At 67.2% G+C, this 25,534-nt stretch carries 15 protein-coding genes; 6 read left to right on the top strand and 9 right to left on the bottom strand.

The genetic code is table 11. The features are described from left to right. From QXH22_RS15315 to QXH22_RS15305, 3 genes are read right to left on the bottom strand one after another with little or no spacing between them, the layout of a single operon-like run. Positions 1–801, bottom strand: coding sequence for an ABC transporter permease (locus QXH22_RS15315; RefSeq protein ID WP_306276188.1), 801 nt, complete (start codon positions 799–801; stop codon positions 1–3). After that, positions 798–1,958, bottom strand: coding sequence for an ABC transporter substrate-binding protein (locus tag QXH22_RS15310; RefSeq protein ID WP_306276187.1), 1,161 nt, complete (start codon positions 1,956–1,958; stop codon positions 798–800). The genes QXH22_RS15315 and QXH22_RS15310 overlap by 4 nt, the downstream gene beginning before the upstream one ends. Continuing rightward, entirely contained in the window at positions 1,955–2,689 is a 735-nt protein-coding gene (locus QXH22_RS15305) for an ABC transporter ATP-binding protein (protein WP_371934231.1), read from the bottom strand. Before QXH22_RS15305 ends, QXH22_RS15310 begins: the two co-directional genes overlap by 4 nt. 433 nt (positions 2,690–3,122) lie before the next feature. On the opposite strand from QXH22_RS15305, the gene QXH22_RS15300 reads away from it, so the two are divergent. Both QXH22_RS15300 and QXH22_RS15295 read left to right on the top strand, forming a co-directional pair. Next, the gene (locus QXH22_RS15300; protein ID WP_306276186.1) at positions 3,123–4,883 is read left to right on the top strand and encodes a DUF3556 domain-containing protein; all 1,761 of its coding nucleotides are present in this window, start codon (positions 3,123–3,125) and stop codon (positions 4,881–4,883) included. After that, a complete protein-coding gene (locus QXH22_RS15295; RefSeq protein WP_306244776.1) occupies positions 4,880–5,668 on the top strand; it encodes an SDR family oxidoreductase in 789 nt (262 codons plus the stop codon). The genes QXH22_RS15300 and QXH22_RS15295 overlap by 4 nt, the downstream gene beginning before the upstream one ends. Before the next feature lie 85 nt (positions 5,669–5,753). Here the strand turns inward: QXH22_RS15295 and QXH22_RS15290 are convergent, their stop codons facing one another. Beyond that, entirely contained in the window at positions 5,754–5,981 is a 228-nt protein-coding gene (locus QXH22_RS15290; RefSeq protein ID WP_065044463.1) for a DUF3618 domain-containing protein, read from the bottom strand. A gap of 80 nt (positions 5,982–6,061) precedes the next feature. Between QXH22_RS15290 and bcp the strand changes: the two genes are divergently transcribed. Further along, positions 6,062–6,535 (top strand): thioredoxin-dependent thiol peroxidase, encoded by a 474-nt coding sequence (gene bcp / locus QXH22_RS15285; protein ID WP_306244778.1) that lies wholly within the window; start codon positions 6,062–6,064, stop codon positions 6,533–6,535. A gap of 78 nt (positions 6,536–6,613) precedes the next feature. Here the strand turns inward: bcp and QXH22_RS15280 are convergent, their stop codons facing one another. Beyond that, on the bottom strand, positions 6,614–7,975 hold the full coding sequence (locus tag QXH22_RS15280; RefSeq protein WP_306276185.1) for a dipeptidase: 1,362 nt from the start codon (positions 7,973–7,975) through the stop codon (positions 6,614–6,616). Positions 7,976–8,030: 55 nt separating this feature from the next. Then, positions 8,031–9,500 (bottom strand): PE family protein, encoded by a 1,470-nt coding sequence (locus QXH22_RS15275; protein WP_306276184.1) that lies wholly within the window; start codon positions 9,498–9,500, stop codon positions 8,031–8,033. A 476-nt stretch (positions 9,501–9,976) separates the two neighbouring features. Between QXH22_RS15275 and macS the strand changes: the two genes are divergently transcribed. Genes macS through QXH22_RS15260 form a run of 3 tightly spaced genes read left to right on the top strand, consistent with a single transcriptional unit; the run spans position 9,977 to position 13,696 of the window. After that, a complete protein-coding gene (macS, locus tag QXH22_RS15270; protein WP_306244784.1) occupies positions 9,977–11,107 on the top strand; it encodes a MacS family sensor histidine kinase in 1,131 nt (376 codons plus the stop codon). Then, a complete protein-coding gene (locus tag QXH22_RS15265) occupies positions 11,100–11,756 on the top strand; it encodes a response regulator transcription factor (RefSeq protein WP_306244787.1) in 657 nt (218 codons plus the stop codon). The genes macS and QXH22_RS15265 overlap by 8 nt, the downstream gene beginning before the upstream one ends. A 59-nt stretch (positions 11,757–11,815) precedes the next feature. Beyond that, on the top strand, positions 11,816–13,696 hold the full coding sequence (locus QXH22_RS15260) for a DUF2339 domain-containing protein (protein ID WP_306276182.1): 1,881 nt from the start codon (positions 11,816–11,818) through the stop codon (positions 13,694–13,696). 105 nt (positions 13,697–13,801) lie between these two features. Here the strand turns inward: QXH22_RS15260 and QXH22_RS15255 are convergent, their stop codons facing one another. From QXH22_RS15255 to QXH22_RS15245, 3 genes are all read right to left on the bottom strand, one after another. Next, the gene (locus QXH22_RS15255; RefSeq protein WP_306276181.1) at positions 13,802–15,367 is read right to left on the bottom strand and encodes a cytochrome b N-terminal domain-containing protein; all 1,566 of its coding nucleotides are present in this window, start codon (positions 15,365–15,367) and stop codon (positions 13,802–13,804) included. A gap of 330 nt (positions 15,368–15,697) precedes the next feature. Next, on the bottom strand, positions 15,698–16,090 hold the full coding sequence (locus QXH22_RS15250) for a holo-ACP synthase (protein ID WP_055577800.1): 393 nt from the start codon (positions 16,088–16,090) through the stop codon (positions 15,698–15,700). Between the two features lie 28 nt (positions 16,091–16,118). Then, a complete protein-coding gene (locus QXH22_RS15245) occupies positions 16,119–25,343 on the bottom strand; it encodes a polyketide synthase (protein WP_306276180.1) in 9,225 nt (3,074 codons plus the stop codon). Positions 25,344–25,534 lie beyond the last annotated feature (191 nt).

Below are 25,534 nucleotides of genomic sequence, written 5' to 3'. Positions count from 1 at the left end.
TCAGGCCGGGCGCGACCCTGAGAGTGCCCGCCGCGCAACGAGATCCAGCGCATAACCGATAACGCCGATCACCACGATTACCGCGACCACCTGCCCGTACGCCAACTGATCGCGGGCGTTGAGGATCTGGTAGCCCAGTCCTGAACGCACACCGAGCATCTCGGCCGGCACCAGCACGACCCACGCGATACCCAGTGCCACCCGCAGGCCGGTTTGCAGGTGACCGCGGATCGCGGGCAGCACCACGACGGTCAGCTGCTCGAGCCGGGTGGCGCCGAACGACCGGGCGACCTGTAGGTAGCCCGGATCGATGGCGTGCACCCCGGCGGCGGTGTTGATCAGGATCGGCCACACCGCTGCCGCCGCGATCAGGAAGATGACCGGTTCGTCGCCGATTCCGAACAATGCCACCGAGATCGGTGCCCAGGACAGGGGCGAGATCATCCGCAGGAATTGGACGACGGGACGCGTGGCGCGATCGGCGGTGTCGTTGAGGCCGATCAGCAATCCGGCGGGCACGCCCATCACGGCGCCGACCAGCAACCCGACCAGCAGCCGCCACAGACTCACCCCGGTGTCGGGTAGCAGCACGCCCCGGTTGTACAGCTCGACCAGCGACTTCACCACTTTCACCGGCGTCGTCTCGCGAAGCAGGGACTGCGAGGGAGCCAGAACCGCGGTCGCCAGCCACCACCCCGCCACCGCGACAGCGATCGCCAGTGCCGGCGGCCACCAGCGCCGGATGGGCCGCGCCGACGACGGCGGTTGGGGTAGCGAGGTGGTCGAGGTGGACAGAGTCATCGCGGCTGCACCTGTTCGGTTCGGGTCAGATCGTCAGAGATTCCGAAGGCTGCTGGTCCGCCGTGCGCGGCCAGTGCCTGGCGGACGAAGGTGTCGTCGACCAGCTCGGAATGCACCGACGCGGGGTCGATCCGGTCCAGGAAGGAGCGGTCGCCGTCGACGACGGTGTCGTGCATGGCCTCGACGAGTCGGCGGGTGAAGCTCGGAAAGGGAAACGGCTGATACCCGAGCCGTTGCGGCTGCCAGTCCGGGTGCAGGAAGCGGTAGTCCCCGGAGCGGTAGGTCAGCGCGGTCTTGATGGCGGGTTGAGGTTGCGGTAGGTAGGTCCCCGCCGACAAGGCAGTCGCCGCCGCGGGCCGGTCGGAGTTGATGCGCTGCTGTGCCGCCACGATCGAATTGACCAGTGACGCAGCCGCATCCGGTCGGTGCTCGATCAGGTCGTCATGGGCCAGCACCACGCAGCAGGCGTGGTCCCGCCACACGTCACCGAGAAACGTGTGGATGCGGCCGATCTTGCGCACCTGCGCCATGGCGTTGAACGGATCGGCCACCACGTAGCCACTGATGGAACGGTTTGCCAGGGCGGGCACCATATCCGAGGGGCTCATGACGATCAGCTCGACGGTGCGGGCGCTGCGCGAGGCTCTGCGGCGGACTACCGGCACCAGGTCGTGAGCCCGCAGCAGTTGCTGGAGGATGATGTTGTGAATCGACCACCAGAACGGGATGGCCACCTGAGTTCCGGCGAGTTGCCCGAAATCGGTGATCCCGGGCGCCACGGTGAAAGCCGAGCCATTGGTGTGATTCCAACTCAGCACCCGCACCGGGCTGCGCAGCAGGAAGCGCAACTGGATTGCGGTGGGCATCAGCATGTGCACGGCGTCGACCTGGCGGGTGACGAACGCTTCGGCGAGCGACGCCCAGCTGCGGAACAGCACCGGTTTGGCCGAGCTCACCACGCCCGGTTGATAAAGGCCTGCCGCGTGCGCGATTAACAGCGGCGCCGCATCAGTGATCGGCAGATAGCCGATTCGCAGTTGTCCGCTGGTGTTGGTGCGGTCCACGCTGGCCGCATGGGCGAGGTCTGCGATGCCGGCCAGCCCGCCCGCCGCGGCCGCGCCGATCAACAGGCGCCGCCGCGTGATGAGTCCCGTCACTGCTCGACCAGGCGGTAATGGTCCAGGATCTCCTGCCGCAGTTGCTCGTCGCCAGTGCGGACTGCGGCGGTGAGGGCCGGCTGCCACTCCCGGCGGATCCTGCCGTCGGGCCCGAGCAGCACCACGCGGCCCGCGAGCAGCAGAGCCTCGTCCACATCGTGGGTGACCAGCACCACGGTGATCCCCAACTCGGCCGCCAGATTGGCGAGCCAGGATCGCAGGTCCCCCCTGATCGCCGGATCCAGCGCGCTGAACGGCTCGTCGAGGAGCAGCAACCTCGGCCTGGTCGCGACGGCCCGGATGATCGCCACCCGCTGCGCCTGGCCGCCGGACAGCTGATCGGGATAGCGGTCGGCCACCCGTTCCAGGTCGAAGCGGCGCAGCAGTTCCTCGGCATATTCACGCTGGAACGTCGCTTTGTTCGCGGCGAATCGCCCAGCGATGGCCACGTTCTCACGAACGGTCAGCCACGGCATCAGCAGGGCCTGCTGGAACACCACGCCGGTGTGCGGACGTGCCACGCCGTTGGCGCTGGACCATTCGACGGTGCCCGTGGTCAGCGTCTCCAGGCCGGCGATGACCCGCAGCAGTGTGGACTTGCCGCTCCCGCTGCGCCCGAGAATCGCCAGGAAGTCGCCGTCGTCGATGGTCAGGTCGATGTCGTTGAGGACGTTGCTGTGGGCATCGAAGCGCTTGTGGCCACCGAGTATTCGTACGGTGGCTGCTCCCACCTTCACATTCCTTTCCAGAGACCGATGCGACCAACATTTCCCTGGCGTGCCGCGCCGTGTCACGTCCGTCGATGCCGCAAAGGTGAGCGCGCGCCGCGCGCCGCTGTGGCGGTACCGTCGAGCGAGCGGGAACCGCTTACCCACGAATAGCCTTGTTAATGAGCATGTTTCACTGCCTTCCCGTGGCTCGGCGCGCGCGGCGCGATGCCGGCGGCCGCCGGCCCGGTGGAGATGGGATCCCGCTGATCGCAACCGCGCGACCGGATCGGCAGATTCCCCTCCCGCTCAGTCGACGCAGGCCTGTCGCCCCAACCGCGGCGCGGGTAATTTCTTCTGACAGCCCGACCTTCGCTCGCGGGCGTCCTGGCACACTGCTGGTCACGGCGGCGCGTCGTTGGCACCCGTGGGCGCTCGCCAGTTCGAAGGAGCAGCAATGGGGTTCATCCAGCCGAACCTGCCGGTCGTCGAAGTGGCCGAATGGAGCAAACTTCCGCGCTCCCAACGGGTGATACCGATGATGCAGCACATCGCCGCGAACGGCTTCGGAACGCCGCTGGTGATGCACGTGATGTACGGCGTGAAGATCGGGCTCTACATCCTGGGGGCCTGGGTATTCGCCTGGACCACAACGGGCATCGGCGGCTTCACCGACATCGCCTCGTGGTGGACCGAGCCGATCGTCTTTCAGAAGGCCGTGCTCTACACGATGCTGTTCGAAGTCGTCGGACTGGGTTGCTGCTTCGGGCCGCTGGCCGGACGGTACTTCCCGCCCATCGGTTCGGCCCTGTACTGGCTGCGCCCCGGGACCATCCGGCTGCCCCCGTGGCCCGATCGGGTGCATTGGACCAAGGGCACCAACAGAACCCCGTTCGAGGCCGTGCTCTATGCCGCCCTGCTTGCCCTGCTGGTCACCGCGTTGGTGTCCGACGGCACCGGGCCGATTCCCGCCCTCGGTACGGCGATCGGCGTACTCCCCCGCTGGCTTCCGGTGGCGATTCTCTCGGTGCTGGCGGTGCTTGCGCTGCGTGACAAGATCATCTTCCTGGCCGCCCGCGGCGAGGTGTATGCGCCTCTGACCGTGGTCTTTCTGTTCTCCGGGGCCGATATCGTGGTCGGGGCCAAGGTCGTCTTCATGGTCATCTGGCTCGGCGCGGCAACGTCGAAGCTCAACAGGCATTTTCCCTTCGTCATCTCGACCATGCTGGCGAACAACCCGTTCATCCCGTCGGGCTTCCTCAAGCGGTCGTTGTTCAAGCGCTACCCGGATGACCTGCGGCCCAGCGCCTTATCGGGCTTCATCGCGCACTTCTCCACCGCGATCGAGGGTCTGGTTCCGTTGGTGCTGCTCTTTTCCCATGGTGGATGGCCCACGGCGATCGCAGCATTCGTGATGATCGTGTTCCACCTGAACATCCTGCTGGCTTTTCCGATGGGGGTTCCGCTGGAGTGGAACGTCTTCATGATGTTCGGGGTGCTGTGGCTGTTCGTCACGCACGCGCACATCGGCCTGTCGGATGCGCATCAGCCGGTGCTGGTGGCAATGCTGTTCGCGGTGGTCGCCGGCACCGTCGTCGTCGGAAACCTGTTCCCGCGCAAAGTTTCCTTCCTCCCCGGCATGCGGTATTACGCCGGGAACTGGGACACCACGGTGTGGTGCGTCAAGCCGTCGGCCGACGAGAAGATCCGCATCGGCTCGCGCGCCCTCGGGCCGATGCAGCACCTGCAGCTCGAGCGGTTGTACAAGAGCAAAGAGGCGACGTTGGTTCCCATCCATCTCGCCTACGCATTCCGCGGAATGAACACGCACGGGCGCGCGCTGTTCACCCTCGCGCACCGGGCCCTGGCCGGATACGACGAAGACGACTACAACCTGTGCGAAGGCGAAGTGCTGTGCGCGATGGTGCTCGGCTGGAACTTCGGCGACGGGCACCTGCACAACGAGTGCCTCATCGAGGCGCTGCAGGAGCGATGCAATTTCGAGCCGGGCGAGGTGCGGGTGGTGATTTTGGACTCCCAACCCATCCAGACGCAGCGACAGGAGTACCGGCTCGTGGACGCCGCGACGGGCGAGTTCGAGCGCGGCTACGTCGAGGTCACCGACATGGCGAACGCCCAGCCTTGGGACGACGACATTCCCGTCCACGTCACCAGGCAGGCGCCGGGCATGAAGGGCATGAAGGGTCTGCCCGCATGACGACCGCGTTGATCACCGGCGCCTCGACCGGCCTGGGACGCGAGCTGGCCGTCCTCTTCGCGCGCGACGGAATCGACGTGGTGTTGGTGGCAAGCGAACGCAGCACCGCGCAGCTCGCCGAGTTCGCCGGCGAACTTCGCGCACGCCACGGCGTACGCGTCGACCCGCTCACGATGGATCTGGCCGCACCCGGCGCGGGGCCCGAACTGGTCGGCCGGGTCGACGAACTCGGCGTCGACGTCGAGTACCTGGTCAACAACGCCGGAGTCGGAATTCTCGGTCTGAAGATCCAGGATTCCGACCCCGTCGCGGTATCGAAGATGGTCCAGCTGAACGTGGTGACGCTGACGGATCTGACGACGATGTACGCCGCGCGCATGGTGCAGGCCGGCCGCGGGGCGATCCTGAACGTCAGCTCGGTCGCCGCCTACGTCATCCCGCACGGGCTGGAGGCCGGTTATGCCGCCAGCAAGGCCTACGTCAGGAGCTTCTCGGAGGCGGTGGCCGATGACCTGCGCGGCACGGGTGTGACGTGCACGCATCTCGCGCCGGGCCCGACCCGCACGGAGTTCGGGCGTACCGCCGGCGTCGGGGACTGGTCACGGCTGGACCGCTACATGATGGATGCCGCACCGGTGGCGGCGGCTGGATATGCCGCGATGCGGGCAGGACAGGCCGCAGTGATGCCCGGATTCGGGACCAAAGTGATGAGAGTGGCTTCGACGCTGTCGCCTTCGCGCAGGCTGACGGCGCTGGTGTCCGGCTACTTCGTGGCCCGTCACTGAGGTGCGCGCCGGTGCCGAGCGGGACGCTGGTTTCACGTTCGCGCGACGAGCGGAAAGCTGGCTTCACGCTCGCGGCACGCCTGTGTCAGTGCTTCCTGATCCGGTAGATGACCACCACGACGGCGGCCGCACCGAGCCCCGTCAACGACACCGTCACAATGGGCTTGTTCAGGAACTCGATGACCTTGGCCTTGACGTCGTCAGCCAGGCGGCGAGGATTGGCCCGCTCAGCAAGCGAGTCGACGGTTGCCGCCAGTTGCTCGCGGGCCTGATCGATCTCCTGCTTGATGGTGTCGGGGTCGCGGTCCGCCACGTGTCTGTCCTCCAAGTCAGGCTGGTGCACTGAGGAACTACCCTAGTGCCGACGCTTCGGCGACAAGAAAGGGATGCACCTTGACCGAGACCACGCGCCTAGCGCCAGGCGACAAAGCGCCCGCCTTCAACCTGCCCGACGCCGACGGCAACAAGGTTTCGCTGTCGGACTACAAAGGACGGCGGGTCGTTGTGTACTTCTACCCGGCAGCCTCCACGCCCGGCTGCACCAAACAAGCCTGCGACTTCCGGGACAGCCTGGCCGAACTCAACGAAGCCGGCATCGACGTCGTGGGCATCTCCCCCGACAAGCCGGAGAAGCTGGCCAAGTTCCGCGACGCGGAGGGCCTGACCTTCCCGCTGCTGTCCGACCCGGAACGCAAGGTGCTGACCGCGTACGGCGCCTTCGGCGAGAAGCAGATGTACGGCAAGACGGTCACCGGCGTGATCCGCTCGACGTTCGTGGTCGACGAGAAGGGCAAGATCGCCGTGGCGCAGTACAACGTCAAGGCCACCGGGCACGTGGCGAAACTGCGGCGCGACCTGTCGGTCTAGTACGCGGAGGCCGTTGCCGGTCACATCCGTCACACCGTGCACAATCGCCGCTGGCAGGATCGAGGCACGTAGTGCCGACTAGACCAGAGACGAATCCGCCGGACCCGTGGCCAGGTTCGCCAGCAGCAGTGCCTCGCTGATCGCAGCACGCTCCAGCACACCCAGGTCGAGGCTCTCGTTGATGCTGTGCGCCTGTGTACCCGGATCTTCCACCCCAGTGACCAGAATCTTGGCGTGCGGGAACGCCTTGGCGAATTCGGCGATGAACGGGATCGACCCACCCATGCCCATGTCGATGGCGTCCACACCCCATGCCTGCCGGAACGCCGCTCGGGCGGCGTCATAGACCGGCCCGCTGGCGTCTATCGCGTACGGCTGACCAACCTCGCCGCGCAGGACGTTGACGTGCGCGCCCCACGGGGCATGCCGCTTGAGATGGTCCTCCACCGCGTCCAAGTGCTTCGCTGCGTCACCACCGGGCGCCACCCGGATGCTGATCTTGGCCCGCGCCCGCGGTATCAGCGTGTTCGACGCGGCGGCGACCGGCGTCGTATCGATTCCGATCACCGTGATCGCCGGCTTGGCCCACAGCCGCTGCGGCACCGAACCGCACCCGATCTCGGTAACGCCGTCCAGCAGACCCGACTCCTTGCGTACCCGTTCCGGCGGGTACTCGGGATACTTCAGATCAGCGCTGCGCATTTCGTGCAGCCCTTCGACCGCGACGTTCCCGTTATCGTCGTGCAGGCTGGCCAGCAGCCGCACCAGCACGCTAAGCGCGTCGGGCACCACCCCACCCCAGAGTCCTGAGTGCAGGCCGTGATCCAGGGTGGCGACCTCCACCACGCAGTCGGCCATTCCACGCAGCGACACCGTCAGCGCGGGAATCTCGGTGCTCCAATTGTCCGAGTCGGCGATCACGATCACGTCGGCGGCCAGCTCGTCGCGGTGGGCGGCCAGGAACTGGCCCAACGTCGGTGAGCCCGATTCCTCCTCCCCCTCGACGAACACCGTCACTCCCACCGGCGGCCGGCCACCGTGTGCCCGGAAAGCCGCCAAATGTGTTGCGATGCCGGCTTTGTCGTCCGCCGTGCCCCTGCCGTACAGCCGCCCGTCGCGTTCGGTCGGCTCGAAGGGCGGCGAGTGCCACTGGCTCCGGTCGCCCTCGGGCTGCACGTCATGGTGGGCATACAGCAGCACGGTGGGCGCACCCGGCGGCGCGGGATGGTGCGCGATGACCGCCGGAGCACCACCTTCGGTGACGATACGGACATCGTCAAAACCCGCCTGGGACAACAAATCCGAGACCATGCGGGCGCTGCGCTGCACCTCGTCGCGCCGGCCTGGGTCGGCCCACACCGATTCGATCCGCACCAGATCCTCGAGATCGCGCCGCACCGAAGGCAGTACCTCGCGCACCCGCTCAACCAGATCAGTCATGACTCCGAGGCTAGCCAAACCGACTTCATTACCGGCTTGGCGTCCCGCATCGCAGTTAGAGCGCAGGCGGTACTGCCCCAATGGCTTGCGCGAATTGTTCGGGCAGGTAGGTCAATAGGCCGGGAAGGATGCCACCGAACTCCGCGCCGCCGAGAGGGAAGGGCACTCCGGGCGTGATGTCTGTGATGAGTTGGCCACCTTGCAGCGGAGTGAGTATCCCGCCCAGCGGCAGATACGTCGTCGAATTTAGAACCCCACTGCCTCCTGGGAAAGAGACCCCAGCATTCAGTGGCAGCGCCGTCTGCCCGTTGAGGAAGCCGTTGGCAACGTTCGCTGGGGCCGCCAGGATTGCGGCTGCGGCCCCGGCCACATCGCCGGTTTGTACCGCTGCCGACAATGACGCCAGGCTCGATTGCATCGCATCGCCGGTGGTGAGCACGGGACCTACAGCGTCGAGAGCCAGAACGACGGGCAACCCGACGTGCAAAGGGATAGGAAGGCTGCTCACACCGAGGTTGATCCACTGTGACGTGTCGGTCGCGGTGTCGATGACGTTGGTGAGGTTCTGGGAGATCATCGCCGGAATCGAACCGGCGGGCAATAGGTTGGTGAAGTTCTGTGCCATCTGTCCAGGGATGGCGAAGATCGGGGTCAGATCTCCGAAGGCGCCCTCCGGCGTTACGTTGACGAAGCCGGTGCCGAAGTCGAGCTCACCACTGAACCCGGTCAGGAACAGATTGACGAAGCCGGCCGACACGTCGTCGACCGCGCCCTGCAAATCTCCTGCCTGCAGGGCTTGGCCAGCTGCCTGGAAACTGGCGGGCAACGCCTGCAAGCCCGCCATGAAATCTTTGCCAGCAGCTTGAAGTGACGTCGAGATCGTGTTGAAGTAGCCGATCTGATTGTTGATCACCGACTGCGCAAGAGCGCTGGGTTGGAAATTCGCGAGGACCTGTATGTTGCCCTGAATCGAGAGCGGTAAGTTGGCTATCGCAGCAGGCGCGTTTCGAACAGCATCGACGAACGCGACTGCGGCTGTCTGCAGGTAACTGCCTTGATTTGCGATTAACTGACGCAGGAACGGCATCGGATTCGCCGCGATGGCACTACCCAGGCTCTGTAGGTTCGCGACGGTGTTTGCGAAAAGCGTCTGGTAGGGGGCCGCGACAGCACCCGCGAATGACGACAGCGGCTCCATGGGCGACGTCCCCGCACTGGCACCGGAGCCGGCGAGCAGCGCTGCCGCAGTCGCTTCGGCACTGGCATACTGCGCCGCACCTGAAGTCAATAGGCTGACAAACTCGTTGTGAAACAACGTGGCCCGGGTACTGAAAGCCTGAAAGGCTTGGCCATGAGCACCGAACAGTGCGGCGATCGCCGTGGACACCTCGTCGGCTCCGGCCGGCAACACAGATGTCGTCGCAGCCGCCGCGGATGCCGTCGCCTCCCCCACGGCTGATCTAATGCCCTCCAGGTCTTCGGCTGCCACCTCTACCAACTCGGGTACGGCGATCACGAAAGACATCTACGTCTCCTTTGATTAGCTGCGGGCAATGACCAGTGGTCGCTGAACGAAGATGAATTTAATGCGCGACGGCACGGTAATCGCTATTCTCAGCCAACTGGCAGGAACTTTTACTCAAGTACCAAGATTGAATCTTGAGCAGCGCCTATTGCCCCCCAAGAACATCACTTGGGGAGTGCCTAATATGCATGAATAGAGCAGCCATTCCGCGCGCTCTGCGATCGAACGAAGTTAGCTGGAGACCATTCCCGTCCAGCCGATCACCGGCGCAACGCGCGGTTGATCGACGTCGTGCTCGTGACGAGTCGTGGACCTACTTCTCAGGCGACCCCCCAGTAACTTACCGCAGAGTAATATTCCGAAGGCTAACTGCTGTTCCATACGTGCGCAATAGGGTTGGTCGTAGCAACAGACTGACCGACAGCCGAAGGAAGCAGATCGGTCGGGCCTGCGAAGCTGGCTATGCTGAGCCCGTAATGGCGAGCACCGGCCCCGACCCGACGACACCGCTGTGGCGCGCGGCGCAGCTGTTTCGGCTGCTGAGCTGCCTCTACGCATTGGGCTTTCACGTCGCTATCAGTTCGGACCTGCGTCATCCCGCGGTGGGCTGGTTGCTGTTCGGCGTGCTGCTCGGCTGGAGCGCAGTGTGCGCATTCGCATACCTGCGCGGGTTCGGCCGGCGGCCGGCGTGGGTGGTCGCCGAACTCGTGGTGGTGGTGGCGCTCATGCTGTCGACCGAGTTGGTCGCGTCCGGGCAGTGGGCCCACAACAATCAGACCTGGCCGACGACCCTGTGGGCCAGCAACGCCACCATCTCGGCGGCCCTGCAGTTCGGCCCTACCGGCGGCATGTTGACCGGGCTGGCGGTCACCGCAGCCAGTGAGTTCGTCAAGGGCTACATCAACGTCAACCTGGGACGCAACGCGACGATCATCGTCGAGTTGGCGGCCGGTCTCGCGGTGGGACTCGCGGCCAGCACGGCCCGGCGTGCCCACGACGAACTGCAACGCGCGGCCCGTCTGTCGGCAGCTCTGGAAGAACGGGAGCGGCTATCCCGCCAGGTGCACGACGGTGTCATTCAGGTGCTGGCGCTGGTCGCCAAGAGAGGCCGCGAAATCGGTGGCGCGGCATCCGAACTCGCCACGCTCGCCGGCGAACAGGAACGGGCGCTGCGCAGTTGGGTGACCTCCACCGAGATGGAACGCGAGAGCGACCGGACGGTCGACGTGCGGGCGCTGCTGCGCCGCCGGGAAGGCGAGCGCGTCTCGATGAGCCTGCCCGGCACCGCCGTGGTGCTGGACGGAAATGTCGCCACCGAACTGGACGCGGCGGTGGGTAACGCCCTGGACAACGTGCGGGCGCACGCCGGGCCGGAGGCCCGCACCTTCGTCCTGCTCGAGGACCTGGGCGATGCCGTCACGGTCAGCATCCGCGATGACGGCGTGGGCATTGCGCCCGGACGCTTGCAGGAGGCGGTTGACCAAGGGCACGTGGGCATTTCGAAGTCGATTGTGGGACGGTTGAAATCGTTGGGCGGCAGCGCCGAACTGCACACCGGTGTGGGAGAGGGAACGGAATGGGAATTGAGCGTGCCCCGTCATGACTGAGGCGGCCGAGCCCACGGTGATGGTCGTCGACGACCACCCGATCTGGCGGGACGCGGTGGCCCGTGACCTCGCCGACGACGGTTTCAAAGTGGTCGCCACCGCCGACGGTGTCGCGTCCGCACGCCGGCGCGCGGCAGTGGTCAAGCCGGACGTGGTGGTGATGGACATGCGACTGGCCGACGGTGACGGCGTGGCGGCGACGACCGAGGTCCTGGAGGTGTCGCCGGACACCAGAGTCCTGGTGCTCTCGGCCTCCGACGAACGCGACGACGTGCTGGAAGCGGTCAAGGCCGGTGCGACGGGATACCTGGTCAAGAGCGCCTCCAAGGCCGAACTCGCAGACGCGGTGCGGGCCACCGCGGCCGGGCGCGCCGTGTTCACGCCGAGCCTGGCCGGGCTGGTGCTGGGCGAATACCGGCGTATCGCAACGAACCCGACCTCCGACCCGGCCACCCCCCGCCTCACCGAGCGCGAGACGGAGATACTGCGATTCGTGGCAAAAGGATTGTCTTCCAAGCAAATTGCGGAGCGGCTCTCGTTGAGCCATCGAACGGTGGAAAACCATGTGCAGGCGACGTTCCGCAAGTTGCAGGTAGCCAACCGGGTGGAGCTGACGCGCTACGCCATCGAGCACGGACTCGACGAATAGCGGCATTCAGGTAGTCCTACTCATCCGATGGCGCCGCCGCCCCGGCAGGGTGGGACACCATGACCGAGTCGCATCAGGCTGTGATCAGCCGGCTTTCGCACGAGTTCGACGCCCTGGCCCGGCAAATGTCCCGGGTGTCGGGCGAACTCACGCAGTTGGACAGGCTGTTCGCCAACACTGAGGCCACCCCCGCGCCAGCGCCCGCTCCGCAGTCAGCGCCCGCTTCGCCGCAGGCGCCCGCTCCGCGCCCGGCGCCCGTGTTCGTACCACCGCCGCCAGTCGCGCCCCAGCAGGCATCGCCTCAGCAGGAGGCAGCGTCGTACTGGCAGAACTACTGGCAGTATTGGCAGCCCGCATCGGTTGCGCCGCCCGCACCCCGACCTCCGCGCCAATACCCGCCAAGGCCGGTTGTGTCCCCTCCCGCCCAGCGCCCGGACACCGGGTCCGACCCCGCCGAATCCGGCTGGATCGGCAAGCTGCTCGCGGTCGCCGGAGTGGCGGTGACACTGATCGGCGTCGTGCTGCTGCTGGTGCTGGCCGCGCAGGCCGGGCTGCTTCGACCGGAGATCCGGGTAACCGGTGGCATCGCTTTGGCGGGTGCGTTGCTGGGGATCGCAGTCCGGTTGCGCGGACGGCCCGGCGGCCGAATCGGAGCAATTGCGTTGGCGGCCACAGGTATTGCCACCGCGTATCTGGACGTCGTCGCGGTCGTCACCATCTATAAGTGGGTGGCCGCACCGGCCGGGCTGGTCCTGGCCGCCGTCGTGGGCGGTGCAGGACTCGCCTTGGCCCGGCGCTGGGACTCCGAACACCTGGCTCTGCTGGTACTGGTGCCGCTGATCGTGCTGGCACCTGAGATCACCCACGGCGTGCACCTGTTGCTGATCAGCTTCATGCTGGCACTCTCCGCCGCCGCGCTGCCGGTGCAGCTGGGCAAGGATTGGACCTGGATGCACGCCGCCCGGATCGCGGCGACGACGCTGCCGTTGCTGGTCGCGTTGCCGGCGGCCCGCGACAACGCGTGGCTGCTCGGCGGTGCGTGCGCGGTGGCCGCAATCTTGGCGATCGCCAGCGGTCTCATTCTGCTGCCGTCCACCAAAAACCCCAGCGCGCTGGCTATTTTGACCTCGGTCGGCACTGCCCCGGTGCTGGCCGCTGCGATCTCGGCAGATCGTGTGTTGGCCGCCGTTCTTGCGGCCGCGTTGGCGGTGGGCATGTTGACGGCCGCGCTCATTGACCGGCACCCGCGGATCGTCACGCAGATCTGGTTGGTGTGGTCGGCGATCTCAGGGCTGATCGCCCTCACCGTCGCCTGCTCCGGTTACGTCGAAGGCCCGGTGCTGTTGGCACTGGCCATCGTCATCGCCATGGTGGGCCGCCAGGAGACCGTGGCCCGCTGGATTGCTTTGGGATTCGGCATCATCGGCTGCGGACTGTTCTACAGCTATGCGCCGCTGCACGCGTTGGTGCGGGCCACCGCGATGCCGGGTGCGGTCGCGGCGTCCACTCTGGCGGCCAGCCTGCTCGTCATTGCCTTCGCGGTGGTGATGACCCGGGTATGGCTGGACTCCGAAGCCGCTGGCTTGCTGATGGCCACCGCGGCAGCGCTGATCGTCTACGCCGTGACGGCTTTCACGGTGACGGCCGGTGTCTTCATCGGTGGCACCGGCGGCGGATTCCTGGCCGGTCACATGGCTGCGACAATCTGCTGGATCGGTATGGCCGCAGCACTTTTCGTCTACGCGCTGCGGCTGGCCGGCGGGGAGCGTCGTACCGAGTCGATCACCGCCGGTCTGGCGTTGACTGGTGCGGCCACCGGCAAGCTCTTCCTGTTCGACCTGGCCACCCTCGACGGCATCTTCCGGGTGGCGGCGTTCGTCATCGTGGGCCTGGTGCTGCTGAGCATGGGCGCCGGTTACGCCCGCAGCCTGGCTCGCTAACTCCCGCTGGTTTCCCGCGAGCTTTCCCCCGCGAGCTTTCCCTCGCGAGCAGACGCAGAATCGCGCTGGAACAGATGTTCCAGCGCGATTCTGCGTCTGCTCGGCCTACCTGTTCGCGTCGCGCAGGGCGGTGAGCGCGCGCTGGCGGGCCTGGTGACCCGCCTCGCGCAGCGCCGCGTCCTCGGTGACCGGGTCTGCGAGCAGGAGGCCGCCGCTGCCCGGTGAGCCGCCGGAGCCCAACTTGTTCATCCGCTTGGGCAGCGGTGCGCCCTGATAGCTCAACGGAATTGAACGCGCCAACGGCTGGTGCACTTCGATATACGCGCCATGCGGGAGGCGCTTGACGATGCCGGTCTCGACGCCGTGTTCGAGAATGTCGCGATCGCTGCGCTGCAATCCGACGGCCCACCGGTAGGTGATGAAGTAGACCAGTGGCGGCAGCAGCACCATGCCGATACGCCCGATCCAGGTGGTGGCATTCAGCGAAACATGGAACGTGACCGCGATGATGTCGTTCATCGCCGCCAGGGTGAGCACCAGGTAGAAACTGATCGCCATGGCGCCGATTGCGGTGCGCACCGGCACATCCCGCGGTCGCTGCAACACGTTGTGATGCGCGTGATCCCCGGTGAACCGTCTCTCCAGGAACGGATACGCGGTCAGCAGAATGAAGACCAGACCCATGATTAACGCGATCGCGACAGTCGCCGGCACCGTGTGCTGGCCGATGTACAGTTCCCAGCCCGGCCATAGGCGTTGCAGACCGTCCGGCCACATCATGTAGAAGTCCGGTTGCGAACCGGCCGCCACCTGAGAAGGTTTGTAAGGTCCCAGGTTCCAGATCGGGTTGATCTGCAGCAGTCCGCCCATGAACCCCAGCACACCGACGATGGATGCGAAGAAGGCGCCGGACTTGACCGCGAAGGTCGGCATCACGCGCACGCCGATCACGTTGTGCTCGGTGCGGCCCGGTCCGGGGAACTGGGTGTGCTTCTGGAACCACACCAACGCCACATGCAATCCGATCAGCGCCAATAGAATCCCCGGAATCAGCAGGACGTGCAGCGCGTACAGCCGCGGTATCAATACCGTGCCGGGAAAGTCGCCGCCGACCAATGCCCAGTGCAACCATGTTCCAATCACCGGTAATCCGAGCGTGATTGACGACAGCGCCGCACGTAACCCGATGCCGGACAGCAGGTCGTCGGGCAGCGAGTAGCCGAAGTAACCCTCGAACATCGTCAGGATCAGCAGCAGCGACCCGATCACCCAGTTGGCCTCGCGAGGCCGCCGGAACGCACCGGTGAAGAACACCCGCGCCAGGTGCACCATGATCGACGCGGCAAACATCAGCGCCGCCCAGTGGTGGATTTGGCGGACGAACAGACCGCCACGGACTTCGAACGAGATGTTCAGCGCCGTCTCGTAGGCCCGCGACATCTCGACGCCGCGCAGCGGCTGATACACGCCGTGATACGTCACCTCGGCCATCGACGGGTCGAAGAACAACGTCAGATACACGCCGGTGATCAGCAGCACGATGAAGCTGTACAGCGCGATCTCACCCAGCAGAAACGACCAGTGCGTCGGGAAGACCTTGTTCAGCTGCCGGCGCAGCGTTGCCGACGGATGGTAGCGGGAGTCGATTGCATGGGCCGTCACAGCGGTCATCCCCTCACCACCGGACCCGCGCCGTTGCGAGCCGGCTGTCGCGCGTATTACTACGTTCGGTAGTACCACATAGAGTAGTACTTCAGCCGCCTCGTGTAAATGAATTCATTCAGCCGCATAGTGCGGCTTAGCCAAACATGTTGCGCGGCAGCTTAGTACAACCACCGAGACTGCAAATCTGCAGCGAAAGTGCGAGTGAAAACCTGCACATTTACCGCGTCGGCGGAGACACCCCGACCGCCACCAAGGTCCCCCACCCACCCGCGCGAGCAGACACAAAATCGCGTTGGAGCGCCCCCAAGCTCCACGGCGATTTTGTGTCTGCTCGCCCTAAGAGGTCTCCAGGATCGCGACCGCGGCCGCGGTGTCGGCTTCGTGCGTCAGCGACACGTGAATGGTCACGTCGGCCAGATGCTTGGCGATCTCACCGCTCAACCGGACCCGCGGCCGGCCCCACATGTCGGTGACCACCTCGATGTCGCGGTGGATGTCCTCCGGCAACACCGGCCGCTGAGCGAACCGGGAACCGGACCACGCCTTGATCACCGCCTCCTTGGCCGCCCACCGGGCGGCCAGGTGACGCGCCGCCGACGAACTCTTGTCAGAGGCGTCGCGGCGCTCACCCGGAGTGAAGGTCTCCGCGAACACCGTTCCCGGCTGGTCGACCTGCTCAGCGAAATCAGGTATGGAGACAAGGTCAATCCCGATTCCGACGATTCCCATGGGTGGCCAGGTTAACGGATCCGGTGAGTCACTCGGCAGAGACCTGGTAGGCCCCATAGATCTGGTCGTCGCCCAACCGGGCGGCCGGGTTCAGCAGCATGGAAGCCTCCTGTCGCTTCTCCGGCGCGTCGTGGTCGAACCGGCGGTCCGGCGGTCGCTGGTACATCGGCTCGCCGCCGGCGATCGCCGACGCGAGACGGCGCTGACCGGCCAGCAGCCGCGCGTCCGCACGCCGCTGATAGTCAGCCCGCTGGCCGGCGTCCAGTGAGGCGATGAACGCCTGCGGGTGCACCAGCGCGACCAGACCCGACACATGGCCGAACCCGAGGCTGGTGAGCAGTCCGGCCTTGAGCGGGAACTTGTCGCCGAGCCGCAGCGTGTCGCGCAGCCAGACGAAGTGCGACGAACCGGCGAGCTCGTCGTCGACGCAGTCCAGGCTGCGGTTGGGCGGGATGACCCCGTCGCGCAGCATCTGGCACAGCCCCATCGTCTGGAAAACCGCCGCACCACCCTTGGCGTGACCGGTCAGGCTCTTCTGCGACACCACGAACAGCGGCGCGCCCTCGGAACGTCCCAGCGAGTCGGCGAGCCGCTCGTGCAGCTCCGTCTCGTTGGGGTCGTTGGCCAGCGTCGAAGTGTCGTGCTTGGACACCACCGCGATGTCGTCGGCGGTCACACCCAGCTTGGCCAGCGAGCGCGCCAGCGCCGAATCCCTTCCGCCGCGGCCGGCGCCCAGCGCGCCGAGTCCCGGCGCCGGGATCGAGGTGTGCACTCCGTCGCCGAAGGACTGCGCGAAGGCCACCACGGCCAGCACCGGCAGTCCCATCCGCAGTGCCAGATCGCCGCGCGCGAGCAGGATGGTGCCACCGCCCTGGGCTTCGACGAAGCCCAGCCGGCGCCGGTCGTTGGGCCGGGAGAACTTCGAGTCCTCGATGCCGCGCCCACGCATCATCGACGTGTCGGCGGTGGCGGCCATGTCACCGAAGCCGATGATGGCCTCCAGCGTCAGGTCGTCCAGGCCGCCGGCCACCACCAGCTCGGCCTTTCCGAGCCGGATCTTGTCGACGCCCTCCTCGACCGACACCGCCGCCGTCGCACAGGCCGCGACCGGGTGGATCATCGACCCGTAGCTACCCACGTACGACTGCACCACATGCGCCGCAACGACATTCGGCAGAACTTCCTGCAGGATGTCGTTCGGCTTGTTACGGCCGAGCAGGTTTCCGTGGTACATGGTCTGCATCGATGTCATGCCGCCCATGCCGGTGCCCTGGGTGCTGGCCACCAGGCTCGGGTGCACGTAACGCATCACCTCGGCCGGGCTGAACCCGGCGGACAGGAACGCATCCACCGTTGTCACGATGTTCCACAGCGCCACCCGGTCGATCGAGGTGGCCATGTCGGGGCTGATCCCCCACACCGTCGGGTCGAACCCGGTCGGGATCTGCGCGCCGACGACTCGCGACAGCTTGGTCTTGCGCGGAACCCGGACTTCGGTGCCGGCCTTGCGGGTGACCTGCCAGTCCCCCGAATCGGGCGCCGGACGGATCACGGTGTGCTCGGGGTCGAACTCGGCGAAGGACCGGGCCTCGGCTTCCGACGACACGACGAAGGTGAAGTCCTTGTCCAGGAACACCGACACCAGCAGCGGCGAGGCGTGGTCGGGGTCGATCGCGCCGTCGTCGACGAACTCGCGGATGCCGCAACGTTCCACGACGGCGTCGTGGTACCGCTCGACCAGTTCGGACTCGTCCACCAGATCGCCGGATTGTGTGTCGTACCAACCCGGTTGGGGGTCGTCCTCCCAGCGGATCAGTCCGGTGGTCCAGGCGAGTTCGAGAACGCCGGCGGCCGACAGTTCGTTCTCGACCTCCATCTCGAAGCGGGTGCGCGACGATCCGTACGGACCCAGTTCGGCACCACCGACGATCACCACCAGGTCGGCCGGGTCGACGTCGAGGTCGGCCCATTCCGGTGGCGGTGCCGGGGTGTATCCGCGGGGCGGTGACGGCAGCGCAGAAATGGTGCCTTCGGTCGGCGCGTCGTCATCGGCGTGCGACTCGGCGGTCATCTCCTCGCGGGCCTTGGCCGCCAGTTCGGCCATGTCGAGGTTGACCTCGGCCAGGCCGCCGGTCAGGTCCGCCCTGATCGGCGAACTGGCTGCAGCCACTTTGGATTCCACATCGCACAAGTCGAGCAGGAACCCGGCCATCTCATCAGTCGAGTAGGTCGTGACGCCGGCCTCTTCGACGGCGGTGACGATGGCGTCGTTGTGACCCATCAGCCCGGTGCCGCGGGTCCAGCCGATCAGCGCGTGCGCCAGGCTGACCCGTTCCGCCCACGACGTTTCAGCGTGCCAACGGGTCACCACGGCGTCCAGCGCCGACTTGGCCTCGCCGTAGGCGCCGTCGCCGCCGAACATTCCGCGGTTGGGCGAGCCGGGAAGCACCACGTGCAGTCGCGAGGCGATGTCACGTTCGGCGCCGATCTTCGACAGCCCGCTGATCAGCCGCTGCACGGCCCACAGCAGCACCTTCATCTCCATCTCGGCGCGGGCACCGACCTCGGACAGGTCACCGACCACGCGTGGGGCCGCGAACGGGAACAGCAGCGTCGGGGTCTGTGCGTCCTTGATGTGAATCGACTGCGGCCCAAGGCTTTCGCTCTGCTCATTGCCGATCCACTCGACCAGTGCGTCGATGTCGGAGTAGGAGGCCATGTTGGCCGGCACCACCCACAGCGCCGCGCCGTAGCGGGCGTGGTCGCGGTAGAGGGTGCGGTAGAACGCCAGCCGCTCGTCGTTGAGCTTGGACGTGGTGGCGATGACCGTGGCACCGCCGTCGAGCAGCCGGGCTGCCACCGAGGCGGCGATCGAGCCCTTGGAAGCGCCTGTCACCACGGCGATTTCGCTGCTGTGGGGACCGGGGTCGGGATTCTCCGCGCCGGCGGCGATCCGGCCGTACAGCGAGGCGTGGATCTGCTTGCCGGCGGCCAGCGACTTACCCTGCCACCAGGTGGCCTGGGTGGCGACGACGTGTCCGGCTCCCTCGAAACGCTCGGACAGCCGCAGCCAGTCGGCGTCGATGTCACCCTCGTCGGTGAGCCACAGTTTGACCAGGTCCTCACGGGCGCTGGCCCAGCGGTCGTCGAAGACGACGGCCTTCTTGCCGTCGAACGTCGGCGCCACCAAACGTGGCCAGTCCGCACCCAATTCGGCGGTGACGAGGTCGATCAGCTCGGCATCGCTAGCCCCGGTCGGAGCGGTGACCGGGTCGTCCAGGCCCAGCTGACCCAGCACCAGACGGGCCGCCGAGGCCAGCACGCCGTCACGGCCGGTGATCTGGTCGGTGAACTCGCTCAGCGCCGCGGCGTCGACGGTCGCACCGCCCCCTCCGCCCGCGGACGGCATCGAGACGGGGATCCCCAGCCGGGCGCCGACGGAGGTCACCGCGGCGTCGATGACCTTGTCCACCGACGCGGCGTCGGCCAGCGCGCCCTCGTGCAGGTGGCCCATTGCGCCGCCCCGCACGCTGGTGCCTTCGCGGGTGCCCAGCGCCACCTCGACGGTGACGTGCTTGGCCCAGCCCTCGCCCAGCTCCCACGTCTTCGTCACGCGTTCGGCGATCGCCGCCGGCCGCTTGCCCGAGGGTCCGAGCACCGTGCGCAGCTGGTCGTTGATCGCGTCGGAAAGCACTGGGCCGAATGGCTTGTAGGTGCGGGCCAGCTTGGTGACCTGCGCGCGCAGCCCGGCCAGGTCGGCCTCGGCGGCGCCGTCGATGGCGCCGAGGTTCAGCTCGGAGCCGAGGTCGACCAGCAGCTGGTTACGCCGCGACGAGGCGCCATCGGTGATCGACTCGATCGAGTCCAGCGGCTCGATCTGGTCCAGGCGCATCTTGGCCGAGATGGCGATCAGGGCCAAAGTGGCGTCGGCGGCGTCGAATCCGATGTCGTCGGGGCGCGGAGCTCCGGACGGAGCCGCTGGCGCCGGCGCGGCCGGCGCGGCCTCAGACGGTGCGGCCTCAGACGCGGCCGAGTCGGAATCCTCAACCGGTTCGTCTTCCGGCTCCGGGTCGGTGTCGGTGGCGAACAGCACCGCCGCGTCGCGCTCGGCGTTGAGCACTTCGATTGTGCTGTGCGCATATTCGGGCAACTTGAGGGTATTGGTGGCCAGGCCCGCGACGGTCGGCGCGGTCTTCACCCCGATCTCGACGAACCGCTCCACGCCCAGGCCGCCGGCGGCCTCCTCGATGAACAGCAGGTCCTGCGTCTCGATCCAGCGCACCGGGCTGGCGAACTGCCATGCCAGCAGCTCGATCAGGACCTTGCGCGCCAGGTCGCGCGGGCGCTCATTACGCCACGTGTCGTAGTCGGCGAGGATCTCGTCGAGCGGCTCGGCGGGCACCAGATCCCGGATCTCCTGGATGAAGTCGCGGTCCAGGGTGAACGGCCGCGGGACCAGGTTGGGGATGTAGCGCCCGATGATCACGTCGGGATCCTTGTCGCGCGGCATCAGGCGCTCGAGCGACCGACGGAACTCGGCCACACCCACCCGCAGCACCCGCGAGTGGAACGGCACGTCAATACCGGGCACCAGGATGAACGAGCGCTTGCCGCCGGTGATTTCGCGGCGCCGCTCGACCTCTTCCTCCAAGGCTTCCAGTCCGCGGACCGTGCCGGCGATCGCATACTGCGAACCGCGCAGGTTGAAGTTGACAATCTCCAGAAATTCCCCGGTGCGCTCGGCGATTCCGGCCACGAATTCGGTGACCTCGTCGTCGGGCAGGTCGATCTGGGAGGGCCGGATGGCGGCCAGGCGGTAGTTGGAGCGGCCCAACTCGTCGCGCGGCACGATGTCGTGCATCTTGGAGCCGCGGTGGAACACGGCCTCCAGCAACGCATCCAGTTCGAACACGCCGCTGACGCAGGCCAGCGCGGTGTATTCACCGACCGAGTGGCCGCAGGTGATCGCGGTTTCGACGAAGGCGCCCTGCTCGCGCATCTCGGCCACCTGCGCGGCCGCTACCGTCGCCATCGCGACCTGGGTGAACTGCGTCAGGAACAGCACGCCGTCCGGGTGGTGGTAGTGCACGCCGCTGGCGATGATGCTGGTCGGGTTGTCCCGGACCACGTGCAGCACCGAGAAGCCCAGCGTGTCGCGGGTGAAGCGGTCGGCCTCGTCCCAGACCTTGCGGGCCGCCTTGGACCGGGCCCGAACGTCCATGCCCATGCCCTTGTGCTGGATGCCCTGGCCGGGGAACGCGTAGACCGTCTTCGGCGAGGCCAGCCGTGCGGTCGCTGACATCACCAGATCTGATCCGATCCGGGCGGCAACCTCCAAAACCTCTGCGCCCTGGTCGATTCCGACCCGGTCGACCCGGAAGTCAACCTCGTCACCGGGGCGCACCATGCCGAGGAAGCGGGCGGTCCAGCCGATCAGGCGGGCGGGCGGCCGCGCCTGTCCGTCGGTGGCGGTCACCGCGTGCTGCGCTGCGGCGGACAGCCACATGCCATGCACGATCGGCGATTCCAGCCCGGCCAGCAGGGCGGCAGCCTTGTCGGTGTGGATGGGGTTGTGGTCCCCGGACACCTCGGCGAACGGGCGCATGTCGACCGGTGCGCCGATCGTGACGTCGCGGCGACGGCGACGTGGGGTGTCGGTGGCGTTCTCGGAGACCGCGCCACCGGCCCGGGCGGGGTCGGAGAGTTCGGCGGCGCCGGTGCGACCCAGGATCGCGAACCGCTCCTCCATGGTGGCGACGGCGGCGCCGTTACTCGCGGTGACGGCGACGGTGACCGGGACGACTCGTCCCATGTCGGTGTCGACGGCCTCGGAAGCGGTTGCGGCGATGGTCAATCGAGCCGGTTCCTTGGGCAACTGACCGGCCAACTGGACGGCGTGGTCCAGGTGCACAAGGCTGAGCAGGCCTTCCACCACCGGGACACCGGCATCCGTGGCAGCCGCGCCGATGGCGGCGAAAACGGCCGGCCAGCAATGTCCGACGAGCGCGTCGGGCACGGTGGTCAGGCTCGGGGCCAGGAGCTCGCTGAAAGTGGCGGTGACCCCGGTGTGGTCGGCGACCCGTTCGGGGTCCCAGTCCACCGTCAGGGTGGCGGTGCCGTTGACCACCTCGGGCAGCGAGTCCGGCCCGTCCACGCCGGCCGCGATGGCCAGCACGGAACGCATTGCGGCGGTGGCGTCTTCGGTGGAGACGACGGGGATGCCGCCGTCGATGGTGTTGGCGGGCAGGGTGAACTGGATGTCGATCCAGGTGCCCGAGACCGGCACGCTCAGGGTGACGCTGTCGGATGTCACCTGCAAGCGTGATCCGGTGGATGTGTGTGTCGCGGTGCGGTTTTCGTGTACCTGCCAGTCGCCCGGCTCGGCGATGCGGTGCACCGGGTTGATGGTGGTGCGACCCGCCCACAGCACGTCGGGCGCGTCGAGCACCACGGCCAGCGGTCCGCGGATGTCGGCGCGACCGAGCCTGCGTGCGGTCACGTCTTGCGGCTCGGCCCCGCTGCCCAACACCTCGTCGATGGCGGCCTGCTCGAAGCGGTCCAGCAGCTCGCCGACCGGTTCGTCCAGCCGAGTGATGCCGGCGACCGCCGCGGGGCCGGGGATGATGCACACCTGGTCGGCGTCATAGCGCGCGTCGTGGGCCTGCCACAGCGAGTCGCTGCGCCACCAACGGCGGACGTCCTTGTCGATGACCGGCACGAAGTTCACCGGCTTGCCGAGGGTCTTGCACAGGGAGATGAAGAACGGCACGTCGGCCGGGTGCAGCTGCACCGTCTCGGCGTCGGGGTAGTGCGTCACCAGCGTGGTGATGGCGCGCTCCGGGTCTTCCAGCAGCGCCGCGTCGCCGAACTGAGTCTCGATAGGACCGAAATCCTTTGCGTGCAAACGTGCTTCGGCCCGCTTGAGCATCTCCGCGAACCGCTCGCGCCAGGTGTCGGCCAGCCACGGGCTGCCCGGCGCCGCGGTGTCTGCGGTCGAATTGCCTTCTCCAATGGCCAGTTCGACGTAGCGCCGGAGCCACTGCAGGTAGGTCATGTCGCCGACGTCACCGAAGTACGGCTTGGCGGTCTTGGCCATCGCGGCGATGATCTCGTCGCGACGCTCCGCGACGGCATCCGCGTCACCGGCCACCTCGTCGAGCAGCTGACCGCAGCGCGAGGCGCTGTTATCGATCTCGTGAATGTCGGCGCCCAACTGGCTGCGGCTGGAAGCCATGCCGCCCTGGGCTTTTCCGGCGCCGATCCATTGATCGGTGCCGCCGGTTTCCACCAGCATCTTCTTCACCGAGGGTGACGTGGTGGATTCCAGCGTCGCCATCGCGGCGGTACCGACCAGGATCCCGTCGATCGGCATCAGCGGGAAGCCGTAGTCCTGCGCCCAGCGCCCCGACAGGTAGTCGGCGGCACGCTCCGGCGTGCCGATCCCGCCGCCGACGCAGACGGTGATGTTGGAGCGCGAGCGCAGCTCCGAGTACGTCGCCAGCAGCAGGTCGTCCAGGTCTTCCCAGGAGTGGTGCCCACCGGCGCGGCCGCCCTCGATGTGCATGATCACCGGGCGGGTGGGCACCTCGGTGGCGATGCGGATGACGGAGCGGATCTGCTCGATGGTCCCGGGCTTGAAGACGACGTGGCTGATGCCGATGTCGTTGAGTTCCTCGATCAGCTCGACGGCTTCTTCCAGGTCCGGGATTCCGGCGCTGACCACGACGCCGTCGATGGCGGCGCCGGACTGGCGCGCCTTCTGCACCAGGCGCTTTCCGCCCAGCTGCAACTTCCACAGGTACGGGTCCAGGAACAGCGCGTTGAACTGATAGGTGCGGCCGGGCTCGAGCAGCTGGGACAGCTCCGCGACGCGGGCGGCGAAGATCTCTTCGGTCACCTGCCCGCCGCCGGCCAGCTCGGCCCAGTGCCCGGCGTTGGCCGCGGCGGCCACAATCTTGGCGTCGACGGTGGTCGGGGTCATGCCGGCGAGCAGGATGGGCGACCGGCCGGTCAGCCGGGTGAACTTGGTCGACAGCTTGACCCTGCCGTCGGGCAGGCGGACAACCGTCGGAGCGTAGCTGGACCAGGCACGGGCCACCTCCGGGGTGGCGCCGACGGTGAACAGGTTGCGCTGGCCGCCGCGGGTGGCCGCAGGCACGATGCCGATGCCCAGGCCGCGGATCACCGGCGCGGTCAGCCGGGTGAGGATGTCACCGGGGCCCAGGTCAAGAATCCAACGGGCGCCGGCGTCATTCACCTTGGTGATCTCGTCGACCCAGTCGACCTTGCGGACCAGGATGGCCTCGGCCATCTCTCGGGCGAGCGCGACGTCCAGGCCGACCTTCTCGGCCCAGCCGCCGACGATGTCGATGCCGTCGGACAACCGCGGCGTGTGGAAGCCGACCTCGACCTTGACCGGATCGAAGACCGGCGCGAAAACGTCGCCGCCCCGCAGCTTGTTCTTGCGGTCGGCTTCCTCTTTCTCGGAGATCTGCTGGCAGTAGAGCTCGAACCGCGACAGCTGCTCGGGGGTTCCGGTGATGACGACGGACCGGCGGCCGTTGCGAATCGACAGCACCGGCGGGAGGACCGTGCGTACGTCCTGCGCGAACTCGTCGAGTAGCTGGCTGATGCGCTCGGGGTCGGCGTTGGTGACCGACACCATCGGTGGCCGGTCGCCGAGCACCGAGATACCACGACGGCGCGCCACCAGCGTGCCGGCCGCGCCGACGAGCTGAGCCATGGCCAGCAACTCCACGTCACGGGTGCCGCCGGCTTTGAGCGCCTCCACCGCCAGCACGCCCTGCGAGTGCCCTGCCAGCGCTACCGGCGGGGTTTCGATCAGGTCCATGCCCTGGCGTGCCAGCGCGCGAACCGCGGCCACCTGGGTGAGCAGGACGCCCGGTATCGACACCGCCGCCGACGTCAGGTGCTTTTCCGAGGGAACGGTGTCCTCGGCCGCCAGGGCACGGACCCATTGCAGCGGCTCGAAGCCGATCGGACGGACCACGACCAGTTCTTTGGCGACGGGCTCGAGCAGCAGCTGCACCTCGCCGACCAGCTCAGCCAGTTCCGATTCGATGCCGGCCCCCGAGACCAGCTCCTCGAGCGTCTCCAGCCAGGCGCTGCCCTGGCCGCCGAACGCGACCGCGTAGGGCTCGCCCGCTGTCAGCCGATCGACCAGAGCGTGGGCGCTGTGCGGTCCACTGCCGTCGCGGTCGGCCGAGAGGCTATCTTGCTCGTGGATCGTCACCTTTTAATCTCCTGTATGCGTCTGTGTCGCGCGTCTGCGTGTGCCACGTGTCGTTCGTTCGGGCCGGCCCCTGCCAAAAGGCCCCGTCACAATCCGGGCGATTCCACACCGAATCGCAGCCGATAGTCGTCTGACCGGTGCTTTGTCGGCGCCTGGACCCTCCGTGAAGAGGCGGCATCGACCTGCATCGG

Origin of the sequence: Mycobacterium sp. TY814 (genome assembly GCF_030755175.1) — a bacterium.
GTDB lineage: Bacteria > Actinomycetota > Actinomycetes > Mycobacteriales > Mycobacteriaceae > Mycobacterium.
The sequence above is the reverse complement of the archived record's forward strand: the minus strand, read 5'-3'. Positions and strand labels throughout refer to the sequence as shown.

Bases quoted from the DNA above. Each gene is read 5' to 3' on its own strand.
- QXH22_RS15275 (WP_306276184.1), bottom strand. From the start codon at position 9,500: ATGTCTTTCGTGATCGCCGTACCCGAGTTGGTAGAGGTGGCAGCCGAA.
- macS (WP_306244784.1), top strand. From the start codon at position 9,977: ATGGCGAGCACCGGCCCCGACCCGACGACACCGCTGTGGCGCGCGGCG.
- QXH22_RS15280 (WP_306276185.1), bottom strand. From the start codon at position 7,975: ATGACTGATCTGGTTGAGCGGGTGCGCGAGGTACTGCCTTCGGTGCGG.
- QXH22_RS15300 (WP_306276186.1), top strand. From the start codon at position 3,123: ATGGGGTTCATCCAGCCGAACCTGCCGGTCGTCGAAGTGGCCGAATGG.
- QXH22_RS15265 (WP_306244787.1), top strand. From the start codon at position 11,100: ATGACTGAGGCGGCCGAGCCCACGGTGATGGTCGTCGACGACCACCCG.
- QXH22_RS15315 (WP_306276188.1), bottom strand. From the start codon at position 801: ATGACTCTGTCCACCTCGACCACCTCGCTACCCCAACCGCCGTCGTCG.
- QXH22_RS15250 (WP_055577800.1), bottom strand. From the start codon at position 16,090: ATGGGAATCGTCGGAATCGGGATTGACCTTGTCTCCATACCTGATTTC.
- QXH22_RS15260 (WP_306276182.1), top strand. From the start codon at position 11,816: ATGACCGAGTCGCATCAGGCTGTGATCAGCCGGCTTTCGCACGAGTTC.
- QXH22_RS15255 (WP_306276181.1), bottom strand. From the start codon at position 15,367: ATGACCGCTGTGACGGCCCATGCAATCGACTCCCGCTACCATCCGTCG.
- QXH22_RS15295 (WP_306244776.1), top strand. From the start codon at position 4,880: ATGACGACCGCGTTGATCACCGGCGCCTCGACCGGCCTGGGACGCGAG.